Source organism: Paramagnetospirillum sp., from assembly GCF_058402745.1.
In genome coordinates, this window is the sequence record NZ_JBZVFI010000007.1 from 80,696 (window position 1) to 101,465 (window position 20,770).

18 protein-coding genes are annotated in these 20,770 nt (G+C 68.5%); 9 read left to right on the forward strand and 9 right to left on the reverse strand.

Features of this window, described 5'->3' with window-relative positions:
* Positions 1–303: 303 nt before the first annotated feature.
* The 6 genes from ACV4UZ_RS05265 (at position 304) to ACV4UZ_RS05290 (ending at position 8,695) form a co-directional block, all read left to right on the forward strand.
* Positions 304–729: a thioesterase family protein gene (locus tag ACV4UZ_RS05265; RefSeq protein WP_491599868.1), complete on the forward strand. Its 426-nt coding sequence runs from the start codon at positions 304–306 to the stop codon at positions 727–729.
* Positions 726–3,509 carry a molybdopterin-dependent oxidoreductase gene (locus ACV4UZ_RS05270; protein WP_491599869.1) on the forward strand — a complete coding sequence of 928 codons (2,784 nt, stop codon included), beginning with the start codon at positions 726–728 and terminating at the stop codon, positions 3,507–3,509. The genes ACV4UZ_RS05265 and ACV4UZ_RS05270 overlap by 4 nt, the downstream gene beginning before the upstream one ends.
* Complete coding sequence (locus tag ACV4UZ_RS05275; RefSeq protein ID WP_068432703.1) at positions 3,506–4,159, forward strand: 4Fe-4S dicluster domain-containing protein; 654 nt, start codon at positions 3,506–3,508, stop codon at positions 4,157–4,159. The genes ACV4UZ_RS05270 and ACV4UZ_RS05275 overlap by 4 nt, the downstream gene beginning before the upstream one ends.
* Positions 4,160–4,286: 127 nt before the next feature.
* Entirely contained in the window at positions 4,287–5,231 is a 945-nt protein-coding gene (locus tag ACV4UZ_RS05280; RefSeq protein ID WP_491599870.1) for a phenylacetyl CoA, read from the forward strand.
* Between the two features lie 73 nt (positions 5,232–5,304).
* Complete coding sequence (locus ACV4UZ_RS05285) at positions 5,305–7,236, forward strand: CoA-binding protein (RefSeq protein ID WP_491599871.1); 1,932 nt, start codon at positions 5,305–5,307, stop codon at positions 7,234–7,236.
* A gap of 151 nt (positions 7,237–7,387) precedes the next feature.
* Positions 7,388–8,695, forward strand: a complete 1,308-nt coding sequence (locus ACV4UZ_RS05290) for a phenylacetate--CoA ligase (protein WP_491599872.1) — start codon at positions 7,388–7,390, stop codon at positions 8,693–8,695.
* A 128-nt stretch (positions 8,696–8,823) separates the two neighbouring features.
* Here ACV4UZ_RS05290 and ACV4UZ_RS05295 read toward each other — a convergent pair whose 3' ends face one another.
* The 5 genes from ACV4UZ_RS05295 to ACV4UZ_RS05315 are packed head-to-tail and all read right to left on the reverse strand — an operon-like array spanning position 8,824 to position 15,068.
* Complete coding sequence (locus tag ACV4UZ_RS05295; protein ID WP_491599873.1) at positions 8,824–9,246, reverse strand: DUF411 domain-containing protein; 423 nt, start codon at positions 9,244–9,246, stop codon at positions 8,824–8,826.
* A 13-nt stretch (positions 9,247–9,259) separates the two neighbouring features.
* Entirely contained in the window at positions 9,260–9,964 is a 705-nt protein-coding gene (locus ACV4UZ_RS05300; protein ID WP_491599874.1) for a c-type cytochrome, read from the reverse strand.
* 11 nt (positions 9,965–9,975) lie between these two features.
* Positions 9,976–13,077, reverse strand: coding sequence for an efflux RND transporter permease subunit (locus ACV4UZ_RS05305; protein WP_491599875.1), 3,102 nt, complete (start codon positions 13,075–13,077; stop codon positions 9,976–9,978).
* A 5-nt stretch (positions 13,078–13,082) separates the two neighbouring features.
* A complete protein-coding gene (locus tag ACV4UZ_RS05310; RefSeq protein ID WP_491599876.1) occupies positions 13,083–14,633 on the reverse strand; it encodes an efflux RND transporter periplasmic adaptor subunit in 1,551 nt (516 codons plus the stop codon).
* Positions 14,634–14,684: 51 nt separating this feature from the next.
* On the reverse strand, positions 14,685–15,068 hold the full coding sequence (locus ACV4UZ_RS05315) for a hypothetical protein (protein WP_491599877.1): 384 nt from the start codon (positions 15,066–15,068) through the stop codon (positions 14,685–14,687).
* Between the two features lie 140 nt (positions 15,069–15,208).
* On the opposite strand from ACV4UZ_RS05315, the gene ACV4UZ_RS05320 reads away from it, so the two are divergent.
* On the forward strand, positions 15,209–15,556 hold the full coding sequence (locus ACV4UZ_RS05320; protein WP_491599878.1) for a PilZ domain-containing protein: 348 nt from the start codon (positions 15,209–15,211) through the stop codon (positions 15,554–15,556).
* On the opposite strand, the gene rarD is transcribed toward ACV4UZ_RS05320, so the two are convergent.
* The 4 genes from rarD to ACV4UZ_RS05340 all read right to left on the reverse strand — a co-directional run bounded on the left by rarD (position 15,553) and on the right by ACV4UZ_RS05340 (position 18,912).
* A complete protein-coding gene (gene rarD / locus ACV4UZ_RS05325; protein ID WP_491599879.1) occupies positions 15,553–16,428 on the reverse strand; it encodes an EamA family transporter RarD in 876 nt (291 codons plus the stop codon). The two genes, ACV4UZ_RS05320 and rarD, sit on opposite strands and share 4 nt — an antisense overlap.
* Positions 16,429–16,621: 193 nt before the next feature.
* Complete coding sequence (locus ACV4UZ_RS05330) at positions 16,622–17,128, reverse strand: ferritin-like domain-containing protein (RefSeq protein ID WP_491599880.1); 507 nt, start codon at positions 17,126–17,128, stop codon at positions 16,622–16,624.
* A 148-nt stretch (positions 17,129–17,276) separates the two neighbouring features.
* Complete coding sequence (locus ACV4UZ_RS05335) at positions 17,277–17,906, reverse strand: LuxR C-terminal-related transcriptional regulator (RefSeq protein WP_491599881.1); 630 nt, start codon at positions 17,904–17,906, stop codon at positions 17,277–17,279.
* Positions 17,907–18,135: 229 nt separating this feature from the next.
* Positions 18,136–18,912 carry a CHAP domain-containing protein gene (locus ACV4UZ_RS05340; RefSeq protein WP_491599882.1) on the reverse strand — a complete coding sequence of 259 codons (777 nt, stop codon included), beginning with the start codon at positions 18,910–18,912 and terminating at the stop codon, positions 18,136–18,138.
* Positions 18,913–19,110: 198 nt separating this feature from the next.
* Here ACV4UZ_RS05340 and ACV4UZ_RS05345 point away from each other — a divergent pair, with 198 nt between their 5' ends.
* The gene (locus ACV4UZ_RS05345; RefSeq protein WP_491599883.1) at positions 19,111–20,064 is read left to right on the forward strand and encodes a TAXI family TRAP transporter solute-binding subunit; all 954 of its coding nucleotides are present in this window, start codon (positions 19,111–19,113) and stop codon (positions 20,062–20,064) included.
* A gap of 3 nt (positions 20,065–20,067) precedes the next feature.
* Entirely contained in the window at positions 20,068–20,748 is a 681-nt protein-coding gene (locus ACV4UZ_RS05350; protein WP_491599884.1) for a DUF6969 family protein, read from the forward strand.
* Positions 20,749–20,770: the final 22 nt, after the last annotated feature.

A 20,770-nucleotide genomic window follows, 5' to 3' on the forward strand; every position in this document is an offset into this window, starting at 1 on the left:
CCGGCGGACTTGGTGTCCGGCGGCCAGTTATGTGTGGCTGATCATTGGCGGGATGGAAGTGATCCTTTCCCGATTCAAGTTGTATCGCTCTTGTTGTGCGATGCATCAAGATCGGGGTTTGGGCAAAGGGCCTGGAACAAGAATTTTGTGGTTATTTCAAGGACATTTCTGCCATGCGGCAAGCTGTCGACCGCTGTCATCTGATACAAAACTTTTGACACAAGCGCTGCGGATGTAATATAACGGAGGAAATCAAAGGGGCGCCGCAACAGGTCCCCGCCATTCATCCGGGAGGGTTTCCTTATGAAGAGCACGCTGGTCGCCGGTCTGACCGCCACCCGCCGCTACGAGGTCGACAAGGGCCGCACCATCGGCTTCATGGGCGACGAGGCGCGGGTCTACAACACCCCGGCGCTGATCTACGACATGGAAGTCACCGCCCGCGACCTGCTGCTGGAGCATTCCGAGGCGAACGAGGATTCGGTCGGCACCCGCGTCGAGGTCGATCACATGGCTCCCACCCTGCTGGGCCAGTGGGTCGAGATCACCGTGACCGTGGAAGAGGTCAAGGGCCCCGGCGTGACCTTCTCGTTCACCGCCAGGGACTCGCTCGACAACATCGGCAAGGGCGTGCACAAGCGGTTCGTGGTCGGCGTCGAGGCCACCAAGGCCCGCCTGCTGGCCAAGGCCGAAAAGGCCCAAGCCCAGAAAGCTGCGAGCGCGTCATGAGCGCCGCCCCGCCCCGTCTTGGGGAACAGGGGGGTGGGGGAAGCAAGGTCGAGAAGGTCCAGACGTACTGCTACCAGTGTGTGGCGGGCCCCGACCTGATGACCGTGAAGGTGGTCGATGGAATCGCCACCGAGATCGAGCCCAATTTCAAGGCGGCCGATACCCACCCGGCCGAGGGCAAGGTTTGCGTCAAGGCGTTCGGACTGATTCAGAAGTCCTATACGCCGCACCGCATCCTGACCCCCATGAAGCGGACCAACCCCAGGAAGGGCAAGGACCAGGACCCCGGCTTCGTGCCCATCTCGTGGGACGAGGCGATGAGCACCATCGCCGAGAAGCTGAACACCATCCGCGCCGAGGGGCTGCTGGACGAACACGGCTATCCCAAGGTGGCCGCCTCGTTCGGTGGCGCCGGCACGCCGACCCAGTACATGGGCTCGCTCACCGCCTTCCTGGCCGCCTGGGGTCCCATCGATTTCGGCTTCGGTTCGGGCCAGGGCGTCAAGTGCTATCACTCCGAGCACCTGTACGGCGAGTTCTGGCATCGCGGCTACGTGATCACGCCCGACACGCCGCGCGTCAATTACATCATCAATTGCGGCGCCAACCACGAGGCGTCGGGCGGCGTCTGCGGCGTCTACCGCCATGCCGAGGCGCGCGCCAGGGGCGCCAAGCGCATCCAGGTGGAGCCCCATCTGTCGGTGACCGGCGCCTGCTCCGCCGAGTGGCTGCCCATCAAGCCCAAGACCGACGCCGCCTTCCTGATGAGCCTGCTGCACGTGCTGGTCCACGAGGCGTCGCGCGACCGGCTCGACCTGGATTTCCTCAAGAACACCACCTCCAGCCCCTATCTGGTCGGCCCCGACGGCTGGTACCTGCGCGATCCCGAGACCAGCAAGCCGCTGCTGTGGGATGAAAAGACGGCAAAGGCCGTGCCCCACGACACCCCCGGCGCGGTTCCCGCCCTGGAAGGCCGCTTCACCGTTTCCCACGCCGTGACCCTGGGTGCCGACGACGAGCGCTGGGAGCACCGGGAGGTGGAGGGCGTCACCGCCTTCACCAAGTTCGTCGATCACGTCCGCACCTATACGCCGGTCTGGGCCGCCAAGGTCTGCGACGTGCCGGAAGCGCGCATCCGCAAGATCGCCAATGAATTCCTCGACAACGCCTGCGTCGGCCAGACCATCGAGATCGACGGGGTGGAGATGCCCTACCGTCCGGTGGCGGTGACCCTGGGCAAGACCGTCAACAACGGCTGGGGCGGCGCCGAGTGCTGCTGGGCCAGGACCATGCTGGCCGTGCTGGTCGGCGCGCTGGAGGTGCCGGGCGGCACCATCGGCACCACCATCCGCATCAACCGCCCGGTGATGAACCGCCTGGAAAGCTTCGACGGCTGCCTGGACGGCTTCATGGAATACCCGTTCAACCCCACCGACAGGGACACCTGGGCGGCCAAGCCCATCATCCGCAACGCCTACAAGATGCTGGTGCCGCTGGTGGGCAATTCGTCGTGGAGCCCGGCGCTGGGGCCGACCCAGTTCTCGTACATGTTCCTGGACGAGCCCCAGGACGAGATTCCGCGCGCCACCTTCCCGGAATTCCTGCTGGTCTACCGCACCAACCCGGTGATCTCGTTCTGGGACACCGACCGGGTGGCCGACGTGGTGGCGCGCATGCCCTTCGTGGTGTGCTTCGCCCATACCCGGGACGAGACCAACCACTTCGCCGACATCCTGCTGCCCGACGCCACCGACCTGGAAGGCATGCAGCTGATCCGCATCGGCGGCACCAAGTTCCAGGAGCAGTACTGGAAGACCCAGGGCTTCGCGCTCAGGCAGCCCAGCGTCAAGCCCCAGGGCGAGGCCCGCGACTTCACCGACATCGCCACCGAACTGGCGGTGCGCACGGGCTTGCAGGAAAAATACGTGGCCGCCATCAACCGCGGCTCCCACGGCGTGCCGCTCAAAGGCGCCAACTGGGATTTCAGCCTGCCCCTGGACAAGGCCCCGACCCTGGAAGAGGTGTGGGACGCCTCCTGCCGCTCGGCTTCGGCCGAATTGACCGGCGGAGCCGAAAGCCATGGCCTGGACTGGTGGAAGCAGAACGGCTTCCGCACCATCCCCTTCCCCGAGGCCAACTGGTTCCTCACCCCGGCGCTGAAGGCCAAGGGCCTGCGCTACGAGCTGCCCTACCAGGAACGCCTGGCCCGTATCGGCCGCCAGCTGGCCAACCGTCTGCGCGAGGCCGGCATCACCTGGTGGGACAACCAGCTGACCGAATACCGGCCTTTGATGGAATGGCACGACTTCCCCGGCTATTGGGAACAGAGCGTGGTGGAGTTCGGCGGCAAGGTGGAGGACTTCCCCTTCTGGGTGGTCACGGCGCGCTCCATGCAATACGCCTGGGGCTCCAACATGCACATTCCGCTGATGCGGGAGGTGTCGGGCAACGTCAAGGGCCATGACGGCGTGATGATGAACCCCGAGGCCGCCCGCAGGATCGGCGTGCGTGAGGGCGAGCGCATCGTCGTCACCGCGCCCACCGGCAAAAGCGTCTCGGGCCGCGTGGTGCTGACCCAGGGCATCCGCCCCGACACCATCCTGATGATGGCCCAGTTCGACCACTGGGCCACGCCGGTGGCCAAGGATTTCGACGTGCCCAGCATGAACCGGCTGACCGCCATGACCATGCAGCTGACCGACGCCACCGGCTCGGCCGCCGACCTGTCGCGGGTCGCCATCCGGAAAGCGCGCCCCGATGAGCAGGGGAGGCGGGCATGACCAAATGGGCCATCGTCGCCGACCTGGGACGCTGCGTCGGCTGCCAGACCTGCACCACCGCCTGCCGCCACGCCAACGCCACGCCCCCCGGCGTGCAGTACCGCAAGGTGCTGGACATGGAGGTGGGCACCTTCCCCGACGTGCGCCGCGTCTTCGTGCCGGTGGGCTGCATGCATTGCGACGAGCCGCCGTGCCGCGACGTCTGCCCCACCACGGCGACCAAGAAGCGCGCCGACGGCATGGTCACCATCGACTACGACATCTGCATCGGCTGCGGCTACTGCATCGTCGCCTGTCCCTACCAGGCCCGCTACAAGGTGTCCAAGCCCACCTTCGCCTTCAAGGACCAGGCCACCCAGAACGAGCGGGCGCGCTACGATGAACGCTTGCTTGGCGTCGCGCAGAAGTGCACCTTCTGCGTCGACCGGGTCGATTACGGGCTGGCCAACGGGTTGACCCCCGGGGTGGCGCCGGAAGCGACTCCCGCCTGCGTCAACGCCTGTCTGTCCAAGGCGCTGACGTTCGGCGATACCGATAATCCTGACAGCAACGTCAGCAAGCTGCTGAAGCGGTACAAATCGTTCCGCATGCACGAGGAACTCGGGACCGGTCCCAACATTCACTATCTGTGGGAGACCGAGGACGAATGAACGCCGGAAACAACAGCGCCACAGCTCTTCTGTCATTCCGAGCCTTGCGAGGAATCTTTCAGGCAAGGACAGCGGGTGAAAGATCCTTCGCTTCGCTCAGGATGACAACTGTCGCGGGAGAGCCGGCATGAGCGACGAGATGGAAGACGCCCCGGCCATGCGCCACCAGGGCCTGGCGCCCTGGCTGCAGACCGCCTGGGACATGCGCGCCGCCGGCAATTTCATCGGCGGCGGCTCGGGGACCGGCCTGCTGATCCTCACCTCGCTGGGGGCTTTCGCCGGACTTTACAGCCCGGTCCTGCTGCTGGCCGGTCTGGCGCTGGTCGGCCTCGGCCTGTTCTCCGTCTTCCTCGAGATCGGCCGCCCGCTTCGCGCCATGAACGTCCTGCTGGGCGGCAAGCGCAGCTGGATGACGCGGGAAGCCTTCGTCGCCGCCGTGCTGTTCCCGCTGGGCGGCGCCGCGCTGATCTGGCCCGATCTCGCCAAGCTGGTGTGGATTCCCGCCGCCGCCTATCTCTACTGCCAGGCCCGCATCCTGGAATCCGCCAAGGGCATTCCCACCTGGCGCTCGCCGCTGATCCTGCCGCTGACCGTGGTCACCGGCCTGGCCGAGGGCGCCGGCATCCTGCTGCTGCTGGGCACCCTGTTCCTGGAGGCGGGCGCGCCGGAATGGGTGGCCGGCACCCTGGTCGCCACCATCGCGGGCCGCATCTTCGTGTGGATGTTCTATCGCCGCCGCATGGTTGGCGGCGAGGCGCCGGTGGAAGCCGCCGCCATGCTGATCCGCCTGTCCATGCCCTTCACCCTGGGCGGCAACGTCATTCCCATCGCCTTCCTGGTGATGGCCGGCATCCAGCCCGACATCCGGGCCGCCGCCCTGGCCGCCGCCGGTCTGGCCGCCATGGCGGGCGGCTGGGCCATGAAGATCGTCATCGTCACCAAGGCGGCCCACAACCAGGGCTTCGCCATCAACCATTCCCCCGCCCGCGGCGGCGGGGAATCCGGTCCGGGCTTCAAGCCGGGCTGGCGTGAGGTCCCCCCCGGGGAGGCCAAGGACCAGGACAAGAAATAAGCACCGCCCGGCCGGGTGGGGAGGCTTCCCCTTTTTCCGAGCACGCGTGCGGGCAAAGAGAGGAGAGGCTTTGATGGTCAAGGAACTGGACGCCGCCCGCCTGGGCATCACGGCGGGCGACAGCGGCGACGACCTGCGCGTCGCCCTGACGAACACCCGGGAATTCGGCATGGTGATCTCGGCCGGACTGGGGGCGCGCGAAGCCGCCCTGGCCGAGGGCGCCTTCCGCAAGGATGGTGCCGCCGTGCATGCCTCGGTGGAGCTGACCGACGGCGCCGGTTTCCTGGACCGTTTCAGGCGCACCTTCGCCTATCGCCGCCTCGCCGCCCGGGGCGACGCCCCCGACGCGGCGCTGGAGAAGTGCTTCGCCGCCCTGATCGATTTCGGCCGCTCCGAGGCCGCCGCCACCACCGGCGAGGTGGTGCTGGACCTTTCCGCCGCCAGGGACGGCCTGAAGGGTTCGGTTTCGACCAAGGCCTGCGAGGCCGCCCCCACCCGTCTGGCCCGGCCCATCGCCAAGATCGACAAGCTGATCCACCCGGAAAAGATCGGCATCATCGGCGTCTCGGCCAGCGGCATGAATTTCGGCCGCATCATCCTGAAGAACCTGATGGGCAGCGGCTGTCCCAAGGAGCGTCTGGTCATCATCCGTCCCGAGGAGACGGAGATCGACGGCGTCAAATGCCTCGCCTCCCTCGCCGACCTGCCGGCCAAGCTGGACCTCTTGATCGTGGCGGTGCCGTCGGGCGCGGTCTACGCCCTGGTGGACGAGATCATCGCCACCGACAAGGTGCACGCGGTGATGCTGATTCCCGGCGGCATGGGTGAGACTGAAATCAGCAAGGAGCCGGCGGCGGCCCTGGCGGCCCGCATCAACGCCGCCCATGGCCATGGCGACGGCGGCCCGGTGTTCCTGGGGGCCAATTGCCTGGGCGTGGTCAGCCATCCCGGCGGCTATGATTCCTGGTTCATCCCCTTGGAGCGCCTGCCCAAGCCGGCCAAGAAGGCCAAGCGCAACTCGGTGATGCTGAGCCAGTCCGGCGCCTTCATGATCACCCGGCTGAGCCGCAATCCGTGGCTGGACCCGGCCTACGCCCTGGCGCTGGGTAACCAGACCGACCTCACCCACGGCGACATGCTGACCTATTTCGCCGCCCGCGACGACATCGAGACCATCGGCGTCTATGTGGAGGGCTTCAAGGACGGCGACGGCCTCGACTTCGTGCGCGCCGTGCGCCGGGCCGTGGCGTCGGGCAAGCAGGTGGTGGTCTACAAGTCGGGCCGCACCGAGGCCGGGGCGGCCGGGGTCATGGGGCACACCGCCTCGGTGGCCGGCGATCCCGCCCTGTTCGAATCCGTGGTGCGTCAGGCCGGTGCCATGGTGGCCGAGGACGTGGACGTCTTCGACGATCTGTTCTACATCGCCGGCGCCTTCCACCATAAGACCATCGGCGGCAACCGGGTGGGCGGCATCTCGGGCGCCGGGTTCGAGGCGGTGGGCATCGCCGATTCCACCGTGACCGAGACCTTCCGCCTGGAGATGGGGCAGCTTTCCCCCGACACCGTGGCGAAAGTCCAGCAGATCCTGGTGGACAAGAAGCTGGATTCCCTGGTCACCGTCAGGAACTCCATCGACATCAATCCCGGCGCCGACGACGAATGCCATCTGGCCATCACCGAGGCCTTCGCCCAGGACCCCAACATCGACGCCGTGGTGGTGGGCATGGACCCCACCGCGCCGTCGGTGATGGGGCTGGTGGAAAGCAAGTTGCGGCCCGGCTGGGACATCAACAATCCCAAGAGCAGCCTTTTCCTGTTCCCGCCCATCGTCGAGCGCAACGCCAAGCCCATCATCGCCATCGTCGACGGCGGGCCGCTCTACGATGCCATGGCCGGCGGGCTGATGGACAAGGGCGTCTGCGTCTTCCGCAACTGCTTCCGCGGCACCAGGGCGCTGGCCCGCTACGTGGAGGCCCGCCTCTACGCCGCCAGCTTGAAGGCATGACGAACCTGTCATCCTGAGGCGGAGCCGAAGGATCTTTCAGCCTGGGGCCGCCGTCATCGGGTGAAAGGCCCTTCGGCGTCGCCTCAGGGTGACAGACCGAGCGAAAGGCGATAGATAAGGCCCCTTAAAGCGGGATGGGAGGGATCAGGCCATGAGTGCGGACTTCATGTATGCGCCCGAGGTGGAGCGTCTGGACCGTGCCGGCCTGAAGCGCCTGCAGCTGGAACGGCTGCGGGCGCTGCTGGCCCATGCCTACGCCAACGTCCCCCATTACCGCGCCGCCTTCGACGCGGCCGGGGTGAAGACCGACGATCTGCGGCATCTGGAGGATCTGGCCCGCTTTCCCTTCACGGTGAAGGCCGATCTGCGCGACAACTACCCCTTCGGCCTGTTCGCGGTGCCCAGGGAGCAGGTGCTGCGCATCCACGCCAGCTCCGGCACCACCGGGCGGCCCACCGTGGTGGGCTATACCAGGGGCGACCTCGACAATTGGGCCGACCTGATGGCCCGCACCCTGGCCGCCGGCGGGGCGCGGCCCGGCGACGTGGTGCACAACGCCTATGGCTATGGCCTGTTCACCGGCGGTTTGGGCTTCCATTACGGCGCCGAGCGCCTGGGCTGCTCGGTGGTGCCCATGTCGGGCGGCAATACGGAAAAGCAGATCACCCTGATCAGGGATTTCGGCGCCCGCGTGCTGACCGCGACGCCGTCCTACGCGCTCAACATCGCCGAGGTGGCCGAGGGCATGGGCGTCGACCTGGCCGAATCCACGCTCCGGGTCGGCTCGTTCGGCGCCGAGCCGTGGAGCGAGACCATGCGGGCCGAACTGGACCGCCGTCTCGGCATCCGCGCCTGCGACACCTACGGATTGTCCGAGATCATGGGGCCGGGCGTCGCCGCCGAGTGTACCCACCGGGTCGGCCTGCACGGCTGGGAAGACCACTTCCTGTTCGAGATCGTCGATCCCGAGACAATGGAGCCGCTGCCCATGGGGGCCGAGGGCGAGCTGGTCATCACCACGCTGACCAAACAGGCTCTGCCCATGGTGCGCTACCGCACCCGCGACATCACGCGCCTCTCCGACGAGCCCTGCGCCTGCGGCCGCACCCATGTGCGCATCCTGCGCGTCACGGGCCGCAACGACGACATGATGATCATCCGGGGCGTCAACGTCTATCCCAGCCAGATCGAGGCGGCCCTGGTGGGCTTCCCCGGCGTGGCGCCCCATTACCTGCTGACGCTGACCCGCCAGGGCTCGCTCGACCACCTGACCGTGGAAGTGGAGGCGGCGGACGGGCGCGGCGAGGACGACCGCGCCCACCTGGCCCGCCAGGCCCGCCATCACCTGAAATCCCTGGTGGGCATCACCGCCGAGGTGATCGTGCGCCTGCCCGGCGAATTGCCGCGTTCCCAGGGCAAGGCGGTGCGGGTGCGGGATTTGAGGAAGCAGGCGGAATAGGTCGCCGCTCGACCCGACACATCATGTCATCCTGAGCGAAGCGAAGGATCTTTCACGCAATGGCGGCAGCCGCCTGCAGATGAAAGATCCTTCCGCCCTGCGGTCGTCAGGATGACACGTCAATTCAATCAATACCGCCCGAACACCTGCGACCCTTCCGGGCCGAAGGTGTGGATGACGTTCTCCTCCTTCGGCCCCCCCATGCCGGGCGAGCCCATGGGCATGCCCGGCGAGGCGATTCCCCGGGTCTTGGGCTTTTCCCGGAGCAGCTTGTCCACCGCCTCGGCCGGCACGTGGCCCTCGATCAGGTAGCCGTCCACCTTGGCGGTATGGCAGGACTGCATGGGACCGGGAATGCCGTAGGCGCGCTTGATCTGGTCGATGTCGTCCACATCGATGGACTTCACCTTGTAGCCCGATTGGCGCATGTGATCGGCCCAGCCCTCGCAGCAGCCGCAGGTGGGCGACTTCCACATGGTGACCTCGCGCTCGGCGGCCATGGCCGGCAGGGCGGCGAGCAGGGTGAGCAGGAAGGCGAACACGGTCTTCATGGTGGTTTGCTCCTCAGTGCTTGTGGCCGGCATGGGGATCGGCGCCCGCCGGCACGCTGCCCAGCCCGTTGGCCGCCTGCATGGCGCGGATATAGGCCAGCACGTCCTTCTCCTGGCCCGGCTTCAGGCCTTCGGGCTTGGGCATGTCGCCGAACCGCCACATATGGGCCTTGGCGCCCTTGGTGATGGCGTCCAAGATGACGTCGTCGCCATGGGCCGAGCCCAGGGCGTAGAAGGGATGCAGCAGCGGCGGGCCGTTGTCGGTGCCGCGCAGGGCCGGGCCGTGGCAGGTGGCGCACACCGCCTCGAACACCTTGCGGCCCGCTTCCGCCTGGACCGGCAGGTTGGTGGGAACGATCAGGCCGGGCTGCTGGAAGCGCAGCGACAGCGGTTTGCCATCGACGGTGAGCCCCAGCACGGCGGCGACCTTGTCGCTGGCCTTGATGGGAATCTCGGCGGCCAGCCCGTCCTCCTTAGGCGCCAGCGTCACCTCCTGCTTCTGGCCGCCCACCAGCAGGGTGGCCTTGCCCTCGGCCTTGACCGGCCTGTCGTTGCGGTCGCGGACCCAGACCTTGACGGCGCCGTCGCGCACCGCGAATTCGGCGCGATAGCCGCCGCTTTCGGTGATCTGGCCGCCGAAGAAGGCGGCGAGGGTGCCTTGGGCCAGGGCCGAGGGCACGGTCAGCAGGAGGGCCAGGGTGAGCAGGCGTGTCTTCATGGTCGGAAACCTCATATCCGTGTCTTTTCGCCAAGTTCGGTCAGGGCCTTGCGGCCCACAAGAAGGACCACCACCGGGGTGACCAGGGTGTCGAGCAGGGTGGACGACATCAAACCGCCGAAGATCACCACCGCCACCGGGTGCAGGATTTCCTTGCCCGGCTCGCCTCCGGCCAGGACCAGGGGCATCAGCGCCAGGGCGGCGACCAGGGCGGTCATCAGCACCGGAGTCAGGCGTTCCAGCGAGCCGCGCACGATCATGGCGGGGCCGAACTCCTCGCCCTCGTGGCGCAGCAGGTGGATGTAATGGGTGATCTTCATGATGCCGTTGCGCGACGCGATGCCGGCCAGGGTGACGAAGCCCACCATGCCCGCCACCGACAGCGGCAGATCGGCCAGCCACAGGGCCGCCACGCTGCCCACCAGGGCCATGGGAATGTTGGCCATGATGATCAGGGCCAAAAGCCCCGAACGGAAATGGGCGTGCAGCAGGGCGAAGATGGCGCCCAGCGACACCAGGGCCAGCAGGCCGATCAGCCTGGCCGCCTCCTGGCGGCTCTGGAACTGGCCCTCATAGGCGATGGAATAGCCCGGCGGCAGTTTCATCCGGCCCAGGGACGTCTGGACCTCCTCCATGATGCTGCCCAGGTCGCGCCCTTGCGAATTGGCGAACACCACCACCCGGCGGCGCAGGTTGTCGCGGTTGATCAGGTTGGGGCCCTGGGTCTCCACCACCTCGGCCACCAGGGACAGCGGCACCTTGCCCGCCGGGGTGTCCACCAGGATCTGGCGGAAGTCCGAGGCCTGGGCGCGCCAGTCCTCGGCCAGGCGCAGAACCAGATTGGTGCTGCGTTCGCCGTCCCTGACCTGGGACACCACCTTGCCCTGCAGCGCCGCCTCCAGGGTCTCGGTCAGCTGGCCGAGGCCCAGGCCGTATTTGCGCGCCTCGGCACGATCCAGCCTGATCTGCACCTGGGGGATGAGGACCAGCTTTTCGATCTGCAGGTCGGCGACGCCCTTGACCTCCTGCATGCGGCCCCGAGCCTCGGCGGCCAGGGTGCGCAGCGTGTCCAGGTCGTCGCCGAAGATCTTGACGGCGATCTCGGCCCTCACCCCCGACAGCAGGTGGTCGAGACGGTGCGAGATAGGCTGGCCGATATTGATGCCGATACCGGGAATCTGGGCGAGGCGGGCGCGGATGTCGGCCAGGATCACCGCGCGCGGACGCTCGGATTGATGCAGGTCCACGTCGATTTCCGAGGTGTGGACGCCCTCGGCGTGCTCGTCCAGCTCGGCGCGCCCGGTCCGCCGCCCGGTGGAGATGGTCTCGGGCACCTGACGGATCAGGGTTTCGGCGATGGTGCCGATGCGGTTGGATTCCGACAGCGAGGTTCCCGGCGGCAGCACCACCGAGATCATCACGGTGCCCTCGTTGAAGCTGGGCAGGAAGGTGCGGCCCAGGAAGGGCACCGAGGCCGCCGCCGCCACCATCAGGGCGACGGCCGGAATGATCACCGCCCTGGGGTTGGCGAAGGACCAGTCCAGCAGCCGGCGGTCCCAGGCCTTGAGACGCCGCACCAGGGCGGAATCGCCATGGCCCACCACCTTGGCGCGGGGCAGCAGCAGGGCCGACAGCGCCGGGGTGACGGTGAGCGACACCGCCAGCGAGGCCAGGATCGACACCACATAGGCCACGCCCAAGGGCGCGAACAGCCGTCCCTCGATCCCCGACAGGGCGAACAGGGGCAGGAAGGCCAGCACCACCACCAGGGTGGCGTAGACGATGGAATTGCGCACCTCGCTCGACGCGTCGCGCACCACGTCGAGGATGGGGCGCGGTTCGGGCAGCGCCGCGTTCTCGCGCAGGCGCCGCAGGATGTTCTCCACGTCCACCACGGCGTCGTCCACCAACTCGCCGATGGCCACCGCCAGGCCGCCCAGCGTCATGGTGTTGATGGACAAGCCCAGCGCCTGGAACACCAGGGCCGCCACCACCATGGACAGCGGAATGGCGGTCAGGCTGATGAAGGTGGTGCGCATGTTGACCAGGAAGGCGAACAGCACGATGGCCACCAGCACGGCGCCGTCGCGCAGGGCCTCGGCCACGTTGGCCACGGCGCGGGCGATGAAGTCGGCCTGGCGGAACAGCACGCGGTCGGCCTCGATGTCGGGCGGCAGGGTGCGGGCGATCTCGGCCAGGGCCTCCTCGACCTTTCGGGTGAGATGGACCGTGTCGGCGCCGGGCTGCTTGGAGACCGCCAGGATCACCGCCGGATGGGCGTCGATGGCGGCGTCGCCGCGCTTGACCCCGGCGCCGATACGCACCTCGGCCACCTGATCGACGGTGACGGGGGCGTTGTTGCGCCACGCCACCACGGTGTTCCTGAGGTCGTCCAGGTCGGTGGTCTGGCCGATGTTGCGGATCAGGAACTCGGCCGAGCGCTGTTCCAGGAAGCCGCCGGTGGTGTTGCGGGCGAAGCCGGCCAGGGCCTTCTCCACGTCGGCGTAGCCCAGGCCCAGGGCCGACATCCGGGACGGCGAGACCAGCACCTGAATCTGGCGCACCTCGCCACCGATGGGAATCACCTGGGCGATGCCGGGAATGGAGAGCAGGCGGGGGCGCAAGACCCAATCGGCCAGGGAGCGCAGTTCCATGGGCGGCGTGGCGCCGGCCTTGGAGCGCACGCCCACCAGCATGATCTCGCCCATGATGGAGCTGACCGGCCCCATGACCGGATTGATTCCGGCGGGCAGCAGGTCGCGGGCCGAGGACAGGCGCTCGGCCACCAGCTGGCGGTTGCGGTAGATCTCGGTGCCCCAGTCGAACTCGACGAAGACGATGGCAAGGCCCACGCCGGAATTGGACCGCACCCGCACCACGCCGGGAGCGCCGTTCATGGCGGTCTCGATGTGGCGGGTGACCATGGTCTCGGTCTCCTCGGGGGCGAGGCCCGGCGCCTCGGTCATGATGGTGACGGTGGGGCGGTTGAGGTCGGGGAAGATGTCGATGGGCAGCCGGGCCAGCACCAGCGAGCCATGGACGGTGAGCGCCAGGGCGGCGGCCAGGACGAACAGCCGGTGACGCAGGCTGAGGGCGATGATGGAATCGAACATGGCGGCTACCTCAGCGCCTTCAGTTGCTCGACACCTTGAATCACCACCTTCTCGCCGGCCTGGACGCCTTCGATCTCGGCCAGGGGGCCGACCACCCGCTCGACCCGGATGGGCCGCGCCTCGAAGATTTCCGGCGCGGCTCGCACGAACACCACCTGACGGCCGCCGGATTCGGCGATGGCCGAGCGCGGCACCGCCATGCGCAGGCGGGTGGCGCCGGTGGCCAGGAAGACGTCCACCGGCATGCCGATGCGCAAGGCGCTGGAATGGTCGGTGGGAACCGAGAAGATGGCGTGGACGCCCTGGTCCAGGGCATCGACCCGAGGGCTCACCCCCAGAAGCGACAGGGGCACCAGATGGTCGGGCAGCAGCTTGGTGGCGGCGGTGGCGGCGCCGATGCGCGGCGCCAGGGCCAGGTCGTGGACCACCGCCTCGACCCGCACGCGGGAGGGATCGACGATCTCGATCATGGCGCGATCGACCGCCACCACCTCGCCGGGAACCACATGCACGTCGGTGATCACGCCGTCGACGGGAGCGCGCACCACTTCGCGGCCCAAGGCGGTGCCCAGCAGCTGGGCGCGCTCGCGCCGCAATTGCTCGAGACGGGTGCGGGTGTCCTCCACCAGCTTGACGGCGACCAGACCTTTCAGCGCCTCCTGGCGGGCGGATTCCCGCTCGGCGATGGCGATCTCGCTTTCCACCCGATAGAGCGAGGCCCTTTTGTCCGACCGCTCCAGGCTGGACAGGGTCGGCTCGAGGACGGCGATCACCTGGCCGCGTTTGACCGGCTGGCCGGGGACTGGCAGGGGGAATTCAGGGTCGGCGACGATGCGGGCCGGCTGCGACGGCTGTACCCTGGCATAGCCGGCGGGATCGGGGACCACGCGGCCCACCACCCGGACGGTTTCGGCGGATTCGGCGGAATCCACCTTCTGGGTGCGGATGCCCAGCAGGAACTGGGTGGGCTTGGCCATCACCAGCATGGCGCCGGGCTGGGCGGTCGGCGCCTCGGCCTCGGCGTGGGCGTGGCCCTCGTGCGCACGGGCGGCGGGAACGGACAGCGCCAGCAGCAGCAGGGCGGGAACCGCCCGGCGGCGACCCAGTCCCCACGCCGCCACCACCAGCACCGCGCCGATGGCGGCGCCGCCGGCCCAATGCCGCCAGTGCTGCTCCGGCGCCGGCGGAGCGGCGGGCGGGGGCAGGGGCGCGACGCCGCGGGCCAGCAGCAGGTCGTCCCGTCCTTGCGCGCCGATCATCAGGGTGAGGTCGGCCCCGGCGGCGGGCGGCGTCCAGGCCAGGGCGTAGACGCCCGGTCCGGCGGCGGGGGCCGCCTTGCCGCTCCACCCCTCGGTCTCGACCTCGATGGCGGCGTCGGCCACGGGGGCGTTGCCATCCAGGTCGGCGAGGTAAAGGAGGGTGCGGCCATCGGTGCCGGGGACCAGCACCACCTGGAAGGCATCGCCTTCGGCGCCGATGCCCGGTGTGGCGGGCTGGGCCAGGACGGCGGGAGCGAGCGCGGCCCAAAAGGCCAGCGCCAGGAAACGAGCGAACATGGGAGATCATCCCCGAAACGGTGAATCCGGACAGACTTCAGGCGTGCGGATTCAGAGTCTGGGAGGTTCGGCGGGCGGGCCGACCAGCGCCTGGGTCTCCAGACGGGCGGCGGGAACGGCCCTCGGCGGGGCCGGGGTGAAGGTCCGCGCCTGGATGCCGGTCATCCCGGGCAGGGCGGCCGAGGCGCAGCCGGCGGACGGGCAGAGGCAGTCGGGACAGCCGTGGTCGCCGGCATCGTGGTGTTCGCCGGGAAGGGCCTCGGCCGCCTGCTCGTGGCAGGGCACGGCATCGGCCCCGGCGTGCATGGCGTGGGTGCCGTCCTGGTGATGCATGTCTCCGCCGGCCGGGGCGCCGGAACTCCACGCCACCAGCCCCACCGCCAGCAGCAAGGCCGGCAGGCACAGTCTCGACAGGCGGGAGAGAAGGTCACGCATGGACCCACTATGCGGGAAGGGGAGGGGAGCGGGCAAGGGGTAAGCGCAGCCGCGCTATCCTTCGGTATAGGACCTTGGATATTTAAGGCTTTCGTTTCCATGTTAAAATATCGGCGTTTGAACAGGTCTGGATCCCAGCCATGCCCGATGACCAAGGACACGAGCGGCGGCGCTATCCCCGCTTCCACGGTCTGCACCTGATGGCCAATATCGGCGGCAAGCTGGTGCGGGTGGCCGAGATCTCCGCCGGCGGCATGACGCTGGAGGCCGGCTTCAAGGTGACGGCCAGCACCCTTCGCTTCACCCTCTACCCCAGCGACAACGGCAAGCTCGACATCAACCACGGCATCGGCGGCAGCTGCCGGGTGGTGCGCGAGGACGGGCAATACGTGGCGCTGCGCTTCGACCCCGCCACCTACAGCCTGGTCAAGTTCATCGCCGAATGCTCGGACGTCGGGCCGGACAAGGATTCCTTCCTGGGGCGTTAACCCTCTTTCCGCCGCCAGCCATCGGCCAGATACAGGCCGATGGCCGCCCAGATGCAGGCGAAGGTGATCTGGTGGTGGGGGCCGGGGCTCTCGCCGTAGACCAGCACCGCCAGCAGGAAATGCCCGGTGGGAGCCAGGTACTGGAAGAAGCCCAGCGTGGTGTAGCGCAGCCGCGCGGCGGCCGCCGCGAACCACAGCAGCGGCAGGGCGGTGACCGGACCGCCGGCCAGCAGGGCGGCGGCCAGGGCCGGCGTGCCGCCCAGGACGGGGGAGCCCTCGGCCATGCGCCAGGCCAGATAGGCCAGGGCCAGCGGGGCCGTCAGCCCGGTCTCCACCGCCAGCCCGGTGAGCGGCGCCACCGGCAGCTTCTTGCGCAACAGGCCGTAGATTCCGAAGGTAACCGCCAGGACCAGCGCCGACCAGGGCGGGGTGCCGGTGGCGACCGCCAGCTGGACGACCCCGACCAGGGCCAGGAGGACGGCGGTCCATTGCAGCGGGCGCAGCCGCTCCTTCAGGACGATGACGCCCAGCGCCACGTTGACCAGCGGGTTGAGGAAGTAGCCCATGCTGGCTTCCAGCACGTTGCCCTCGCCCACCACCCGGATGAACACCAGCCAGTTGGTGCTGATGCAGAGCGTCGAGGCGGCCAGCACCAGGACCCGGCGGCGCGAGGCGAGCAGGACGAAGACTTCGTCCCAACGCTTCGTCCAGCTCAGCATGACCGACACCGCCAGCAGCGACCACACCACCCGATGGGCCAGCACCTCGGCGGGCGGCACGGCGGCCACCAGCTTCCAGAAGGCGGGAAACAATCCCCAGGTGCCGTAACAGGCCAGGGCGAAGAGAACCCCCCGGCGGTGTTCCGCGCTCATGGCGAGGGGGCGGGGGGGAGTGGGAATGCGGGCGGGAGTGGGAATGCGGGCGGGAGTGGGAATGCGGGCGGGACGCCCGCGCTCCAGCGGTCATCGGAGCGCGGGCGTCCCGCCCCGGAATCTTTTTCGGAGCGCGGGCGTCCCGCCCCGGAATCCTTCTCGGAGCGCGGGCGTCCCGCCCGCAGGGGAGTCGTCAGTCGGCGACCAGGGCCTCGTCCGGGTCCTCGGCCCAGTCGTGCTCCGGCTTGGGGGTTCGGGCAATCCATTTTTCCAGTTCCGCCACGTGCTCTGCTTCTTCATCGGCCATCTCGGCGGCCATGGTCCGGACTTCCGCGTCGTCGCTGCCGGCGGCTTCGTCGGCGTAGAAGCGCTGGCCCCGCTTCTCGTTCTCCAGGGCGAAGTCCAGGGCGTGCCAGGCGGTCATCATGTAATGGGCGGCGCCGGGCGTGCCGACTTCCGGCGGCTCGGGGGTGTTCCAGCGGTATTGCCACGACTTCAGCTTGGGCAGGTCGTGCCCGTTGGCACGGGTGGCCACCGACGCCCCGTGCAGGCGCGAGAATTTCGCCATCTGACGGAACAGATCGGCCACTTCCAGGTTGTTGTGGACTTCCATGGTGTCGGCCAGTTCGTCGTAGCGATCCGCCGCTTCATTCTCCATGGCCAAAGCATGGGCCAGGAACAGGGCTACCTTGGTGGTCATGGGCAGTATCCTCCTGCTTGAACCGAGGCGACGGGTGGCGGCGGCACCTCTCCGATGCCGACAGTATGCCCCATGACCACACGTCCGGCCATGCCCCTTCCGCAGGTGGGGGCATGACCGAAAGGTCAGGTTGAACGGAAGGGAGGGACTAACGGGACTCCCGGCCCTTGAGGTAGAAGGCCACCGCCTGGGCGCGGTTGCCGACGCCCAGCTTGTCGTAGAGGTTCTTCAGGTGGAACTTCACGGTGTTGAGCGAGATGTCCAGCTGCCCCGCCATCTGCTGGTTGGTCAGCCCGCCGGCCAGGGCGGCCAGCAATTCGCGCTCGCGCGGGGTCAGGCCGGCGAGCGGGTCGCTGGCCAGGGAGGAGACGTCGATGAAGGGGAAGACCATGCGCCCGGCGGCCACGGCGATGATGGTGTCGAGCAGCTGTTCGGGCGGTTCGCGCTTGGAGCAGAACCCGGCGGCGCCCAGCGTCATGGCCTGGCGCGGCACGTCGGGATTGGGGCTGCCGGTATAGACGATCAGCCGGGGCGCGTCGGTGCGGGTCCGCAGGGTCTGCAGCACGCCACGGCCGTCGAGGTAGGGCATTTCCCACCCGATGACCCCGACGTCGAAGGGGGTCTTGTCCACGGCCTCGACGAAGCGCTCGCCATCGCTGGTCACGGCGGCCACGGAAAAGCGCTCGTCGCCCGAGAACAGCTTGATCAGGCTGCTCTGAAGCAGCGGATTCTTCTCGGCGATGACGATGGTGATCGGTCGGCTCTGCTGCACGGCCATAGATCCAGATCCTTCCCCCAGGAGCCCCAATGGTAAAGCCCTCAGACCCCGCCCTCCTGAGGCCGTGATCTTACCGTTTGTGCGGAAAACCGCAAACCTTGATCGCGAGTTACCCACACTTTTCCTACACCACGGCGGGGGGAAGGGGCCATCCTGCCGCATGCCCCGCCCGCAAAGGAATGAGGCCGGCGCCCCAAGGGATGCCGGCCTCATGGCGTGGGTTTCGGGATCAGGCCTGTTCGGCCCAGGCCCGGGCGTCGAACTTGCCCATGTCGCCGTCGGCGGCGGGAGCGGCGGCGGCCGGCGGCGCGGCGGGAAGCTCGGCCGGGACGCTCATCTTGGCTTCGATCACCGCCGCCGGAGCGGCGGACGGCGCGGGCACCGCGGCGGCGGGAGCCTCGATGGCTACGGCCGGAACGGCGGGGGCCACGGCCGGAACGGCGGGAGCCTCGACCGGAGCGGCGGGAGCCTCGGCCGCCGACGGGGCGGCGGGCTCGGCCTTGCGGGCGGCCTTGGACGGGGCGGGCGCCTCGGTGCGCAGGGAGGCCGGCACCACGGTGTTGCCGGGACGGTAGACAAAGCCCTGGGTCTTGTAGGTGCGGCTGCCGTATTCACGGGACGGCTGGTACCAGACGCGGACCTCGCTCCAGTCGTTCTTGGGCGAAACGTCCAGCACCGGCACCGCCTTGGTCACCTTGCCGCGACCGGCGCTGCGGAAGGGCGCCCAGTTGGCGTGGTCGACCAGCACCACCCGGCTGCCGGCGGTGCCGCGCACTACCGACACGTGGCCGTGGGACATCTTGCCCTGGCGCTTGAACACCAGGACCGAGCCGACCTTGGGGGTGTTGCCGCGGTCATAGACGCCCTGGGCGGCTTCCCACCACTTCCAGGCGTCTCCCTTGAGATTGAGGCCGGTGACTTCGCGGGCGTAGGTCACGCACTGCAGGGTGGCGTTCGCTTCGAAGGGCAGAGCCAGAAACAGCGCCGCCACGAGCAGGATGATCACGTTCCGCACCGGTCTCCCTCCCTCCGGTTATTGGTGATGCCGATTGTGTATATGTGAAAAGCCGATGGCAACCCGATTCGTCGCCATATCGCCAAAATTTTGAAACAAATTGAAACAATACATACGCAAGGCATGGTTACAGGCGGGGCTATCGGAGTGGGCGACGCTTGGCTATGATCCGGGCGGAACCTGGAGGACATGCGAGTGAAGCGGATATTAGTTCCGGCCCTGCTGATTGGATTGGCCTTGGCTTCGCCGGCTGGAGCGGCAGAGCGCCGGACTCTGGTCATCGCGGGCGGCGAGGTCACCGGTTATTACTTTCCCGTGGCCGGAGCGCTGTGCCGGGTGATCAACAAGGATCGTCCCCTGGGCCTGGGCTGCGCGGTGATGCCCAGTTCCGGCTCGGCCGCCAATCTGGCGGCGCTGAAGTCGGGCGACGCCGATCTGGCGCTGGTGCAGTCGCGCGCCGCCCAGATGGCCTCCATCGGGGCGGAGGGGTTCAAGGAATCCGGTCCCATGGCCGATCTGCGCGCCGTCATGGCGCTGCATGGCGAGGTGTCGGTGGTGGTGGCCCGCCCGGGGGCGGGGATCGAGCACCTAGGCGATCTGAAGGGCAAGCGGGTCAACCTGGGCAAGCCCGGCTCGTTCCAGCGGCTTTCGGCCGACATGGTGATCGAGGCCTCGGGCCTGTCCCAGGGCGACCTGTCGGTGCTGGTGGAACTGGATCTGGCCGAACAGGCGGCCGAACTGTGCCAGGGCAACATCGACGCCGCCATCTTCACCGGCATCCATCCCATGCCCGAGGTGCAGGTGGCGGTGGAGGAGTGCGGCGCCTCGCTGGTGCAGATCCGCTCCAAATCCATGGATTCCTTCTTCAAGAAGGTGCCGTGGGCGGCACGCTTCGCCATCCCGAGCGGCACCTATGACGGCCAGAAGGAAGAGGTGGCGGCCATCGGCTTCAGGACCCTGCTGGTGGCGACCCGGCTGACGGCCGAGGAGGTGGCGGCCGTCGCCAGGACCGTCTGGGCCAATTTCGGCGCCTTCACCCGCCTGCATCCCGCCCTGAAGGGCCTGTCCAAGGCCGATGCCCGTGGCGACGGCATTCCCATCCGCCTGCATGACGGGGTCGAGAAGGCTCCGGGGGAACGCTGAGCCATGACAGGCGCGTCCGGGGCCGGCGGGGGCGGACTTGCCGAATGCATCGCCGGACGCGCCGAGTGGCTGCGCGCCAGGGCGGCGGGCGAGCATCTGGCGGCCCTTGCCGCCGGTCTGGGCGGCGATCCCGTCTCGCTGCTGACCCGGGGGCAGGCGGGGGAGGCCTTTCGCCATTACCCCACCGGCGACGTCTACGACCTGTCGTCGCACGCCCAGTTCTACTACCACGGCCACCGCGACGGCGAATTCGGCCACATCCACCTGTTCCAGCGCCCGCGCGGCATGCCGCGTGGTCTGACTCCCGCCGTGGCCACCGATGATCCCGCCGCGCCCTGCCATCTGGTCGCGGTCGGATTCGGGGCCGACGGCGAGGTGACGCAACTGTTCACCACCAACCGCTGGGTGACCGGCGAGGCGTGGTACGCGGCCGGGGCGGTCAAGGCCATGGTGGCCGGATTGCGGCTGGCTCCGTCCGGGCCATGGGGGCCGGTGGCCCGATGGCTGGCGGCGCTGGTGGCCTTCTACCGGCCGCTGATCGAGGTGCTGGTCGACGAGCGCGACCAGGCGGTGGAGGCCTGGCGGCAGGCCCATCCCGGCCGGGACCCGTTGTCCGACGAACGCCTGGAGATCACCTCGTCGCGCGCCATCGACCCGGCCGCCGACCTGGCGGACTTGGTGTAGCTGTCATCCCGGGCGCATGCGA

Coding starts and splice junctions, on each gene's coding strand:
- ACV4UZ_RS05290 (WP_491599872.1), top strand. CDS start 7,388: ATGAGTGCGGACTTCATGTATGCGCCCGAGGTGGAGCGTCTGGACCGT.
- ACV4UZ_RS05295 (WP_491599873.1), bottom strand. CDS start 9,246: ATGAAGACCGTGTTCGCCTTCCTGCTCACCCTGCTCGCCGCCCTGCCG.
- ACV4UZ_RS05275 (WP_068432703.1), top strand. CDS start 3,506: ATGACCAAATGGGCCATCGTCGCCGACCTGGGACGCTGCGTCGGCTGC.
- ACV4UZ_RS05335 (WP_491599881.1), bottom strand. CDS start 17,906: ATGGCCGTGCAGCAGAGCCGACCGATCACCATCGTCATCGCCGAGAAG.
- ACV4UZ_RS05350 (WP_491599884.1), top strand. CDS start 20,068: ATGACAGGCGCGTCCGGGGCCGGCGGGGGCGGACTTGCCGAATGCATC.
- ACV4UZ_RS05330 (WP_491599880.1), bottom strand. CDS start 17,128: ATGACCACCAAGGTAGCCCTGTTCCTGGCCCATGCTTTGGCCATGGAG.
- ACV4UZ_RS05300 (WP_491599874.1), bottom strand. CDS start 9,964: ATGAAGACACGCCTGCTCACCCTGGCCCTCCTGCTGACCGTGCCCTCG.
- ACV4UZ_RS05315 (WP_491599877.1), bottom strand. CDS start 15,068: ATGCGTGACCTTCTCTCCCGCCTGTCGAGACTGTGCCTGCCGGCCTTG.
- ACV4UZ_RS05270 (WP_491599869.1), top strand. CDS start 726: ATGAGCGCCGCCCCGCCCCGTCTTGGGGAACAGGGGGGTGGGGGAAGC.
- ACV4UZ_RS05285 (WP_491599871.1), top strand. CDS start 5,305: ATGGTCAAGGAACTGGACGCCGCCCGCCTGGGCATCACGGCGGGCGAC.
- rarD (WP_491599879.1), bottom strand. CDS start 16,428: ATGAGCGCGGAACACCGCCGGGGGGTTCTCTTCGCCCTGGCCTGTTAC.
- ACV4UZ_RS05280 (WP_491599870.1), top strand. CDS start 4,287: ATGAGCGACGAGATGGAAGACGCCCCGGCCATGCGCCACCAGGGCCTG.
- ACV4UZ_RS05345 (WP_491599883.1), top strand. CDS start 19,111: ATGCGAGTGAAGCGGATATTAGTTCCGGCCCTGCTGATTGGATTGGCC.
- ACV4UZ_RS05305 (WP_491599875.1), bottom strand. CDS start 13,077: ATGTTCGATTCCATCATCGCCCTCAGCCTGCGTCACCGGCTGTTCGTC.
- ACV4UZ_RS05265 (WP_491599868.1), top strand. CDS start 304: ATGAAGAGCACGCTGGTCGCCGGTCTGACCGCCACCCGCCGCTACGAG.
- ACV4UZ_RS05320 (WP_491599878.1), top strand. CDS start 15,209: ATGCCCGATGACCAAGGACACGAGCGGCGGCGCTATCCCCGCTTCCAC.
- ACV4UZ_RS05310 (WP_491599876.1), bottom strand. CDS start 14,633: ATGTTCGCTCGTTTCCTGGCGCTGGCCTTTTGGGCCGCGCTCGCTCCC.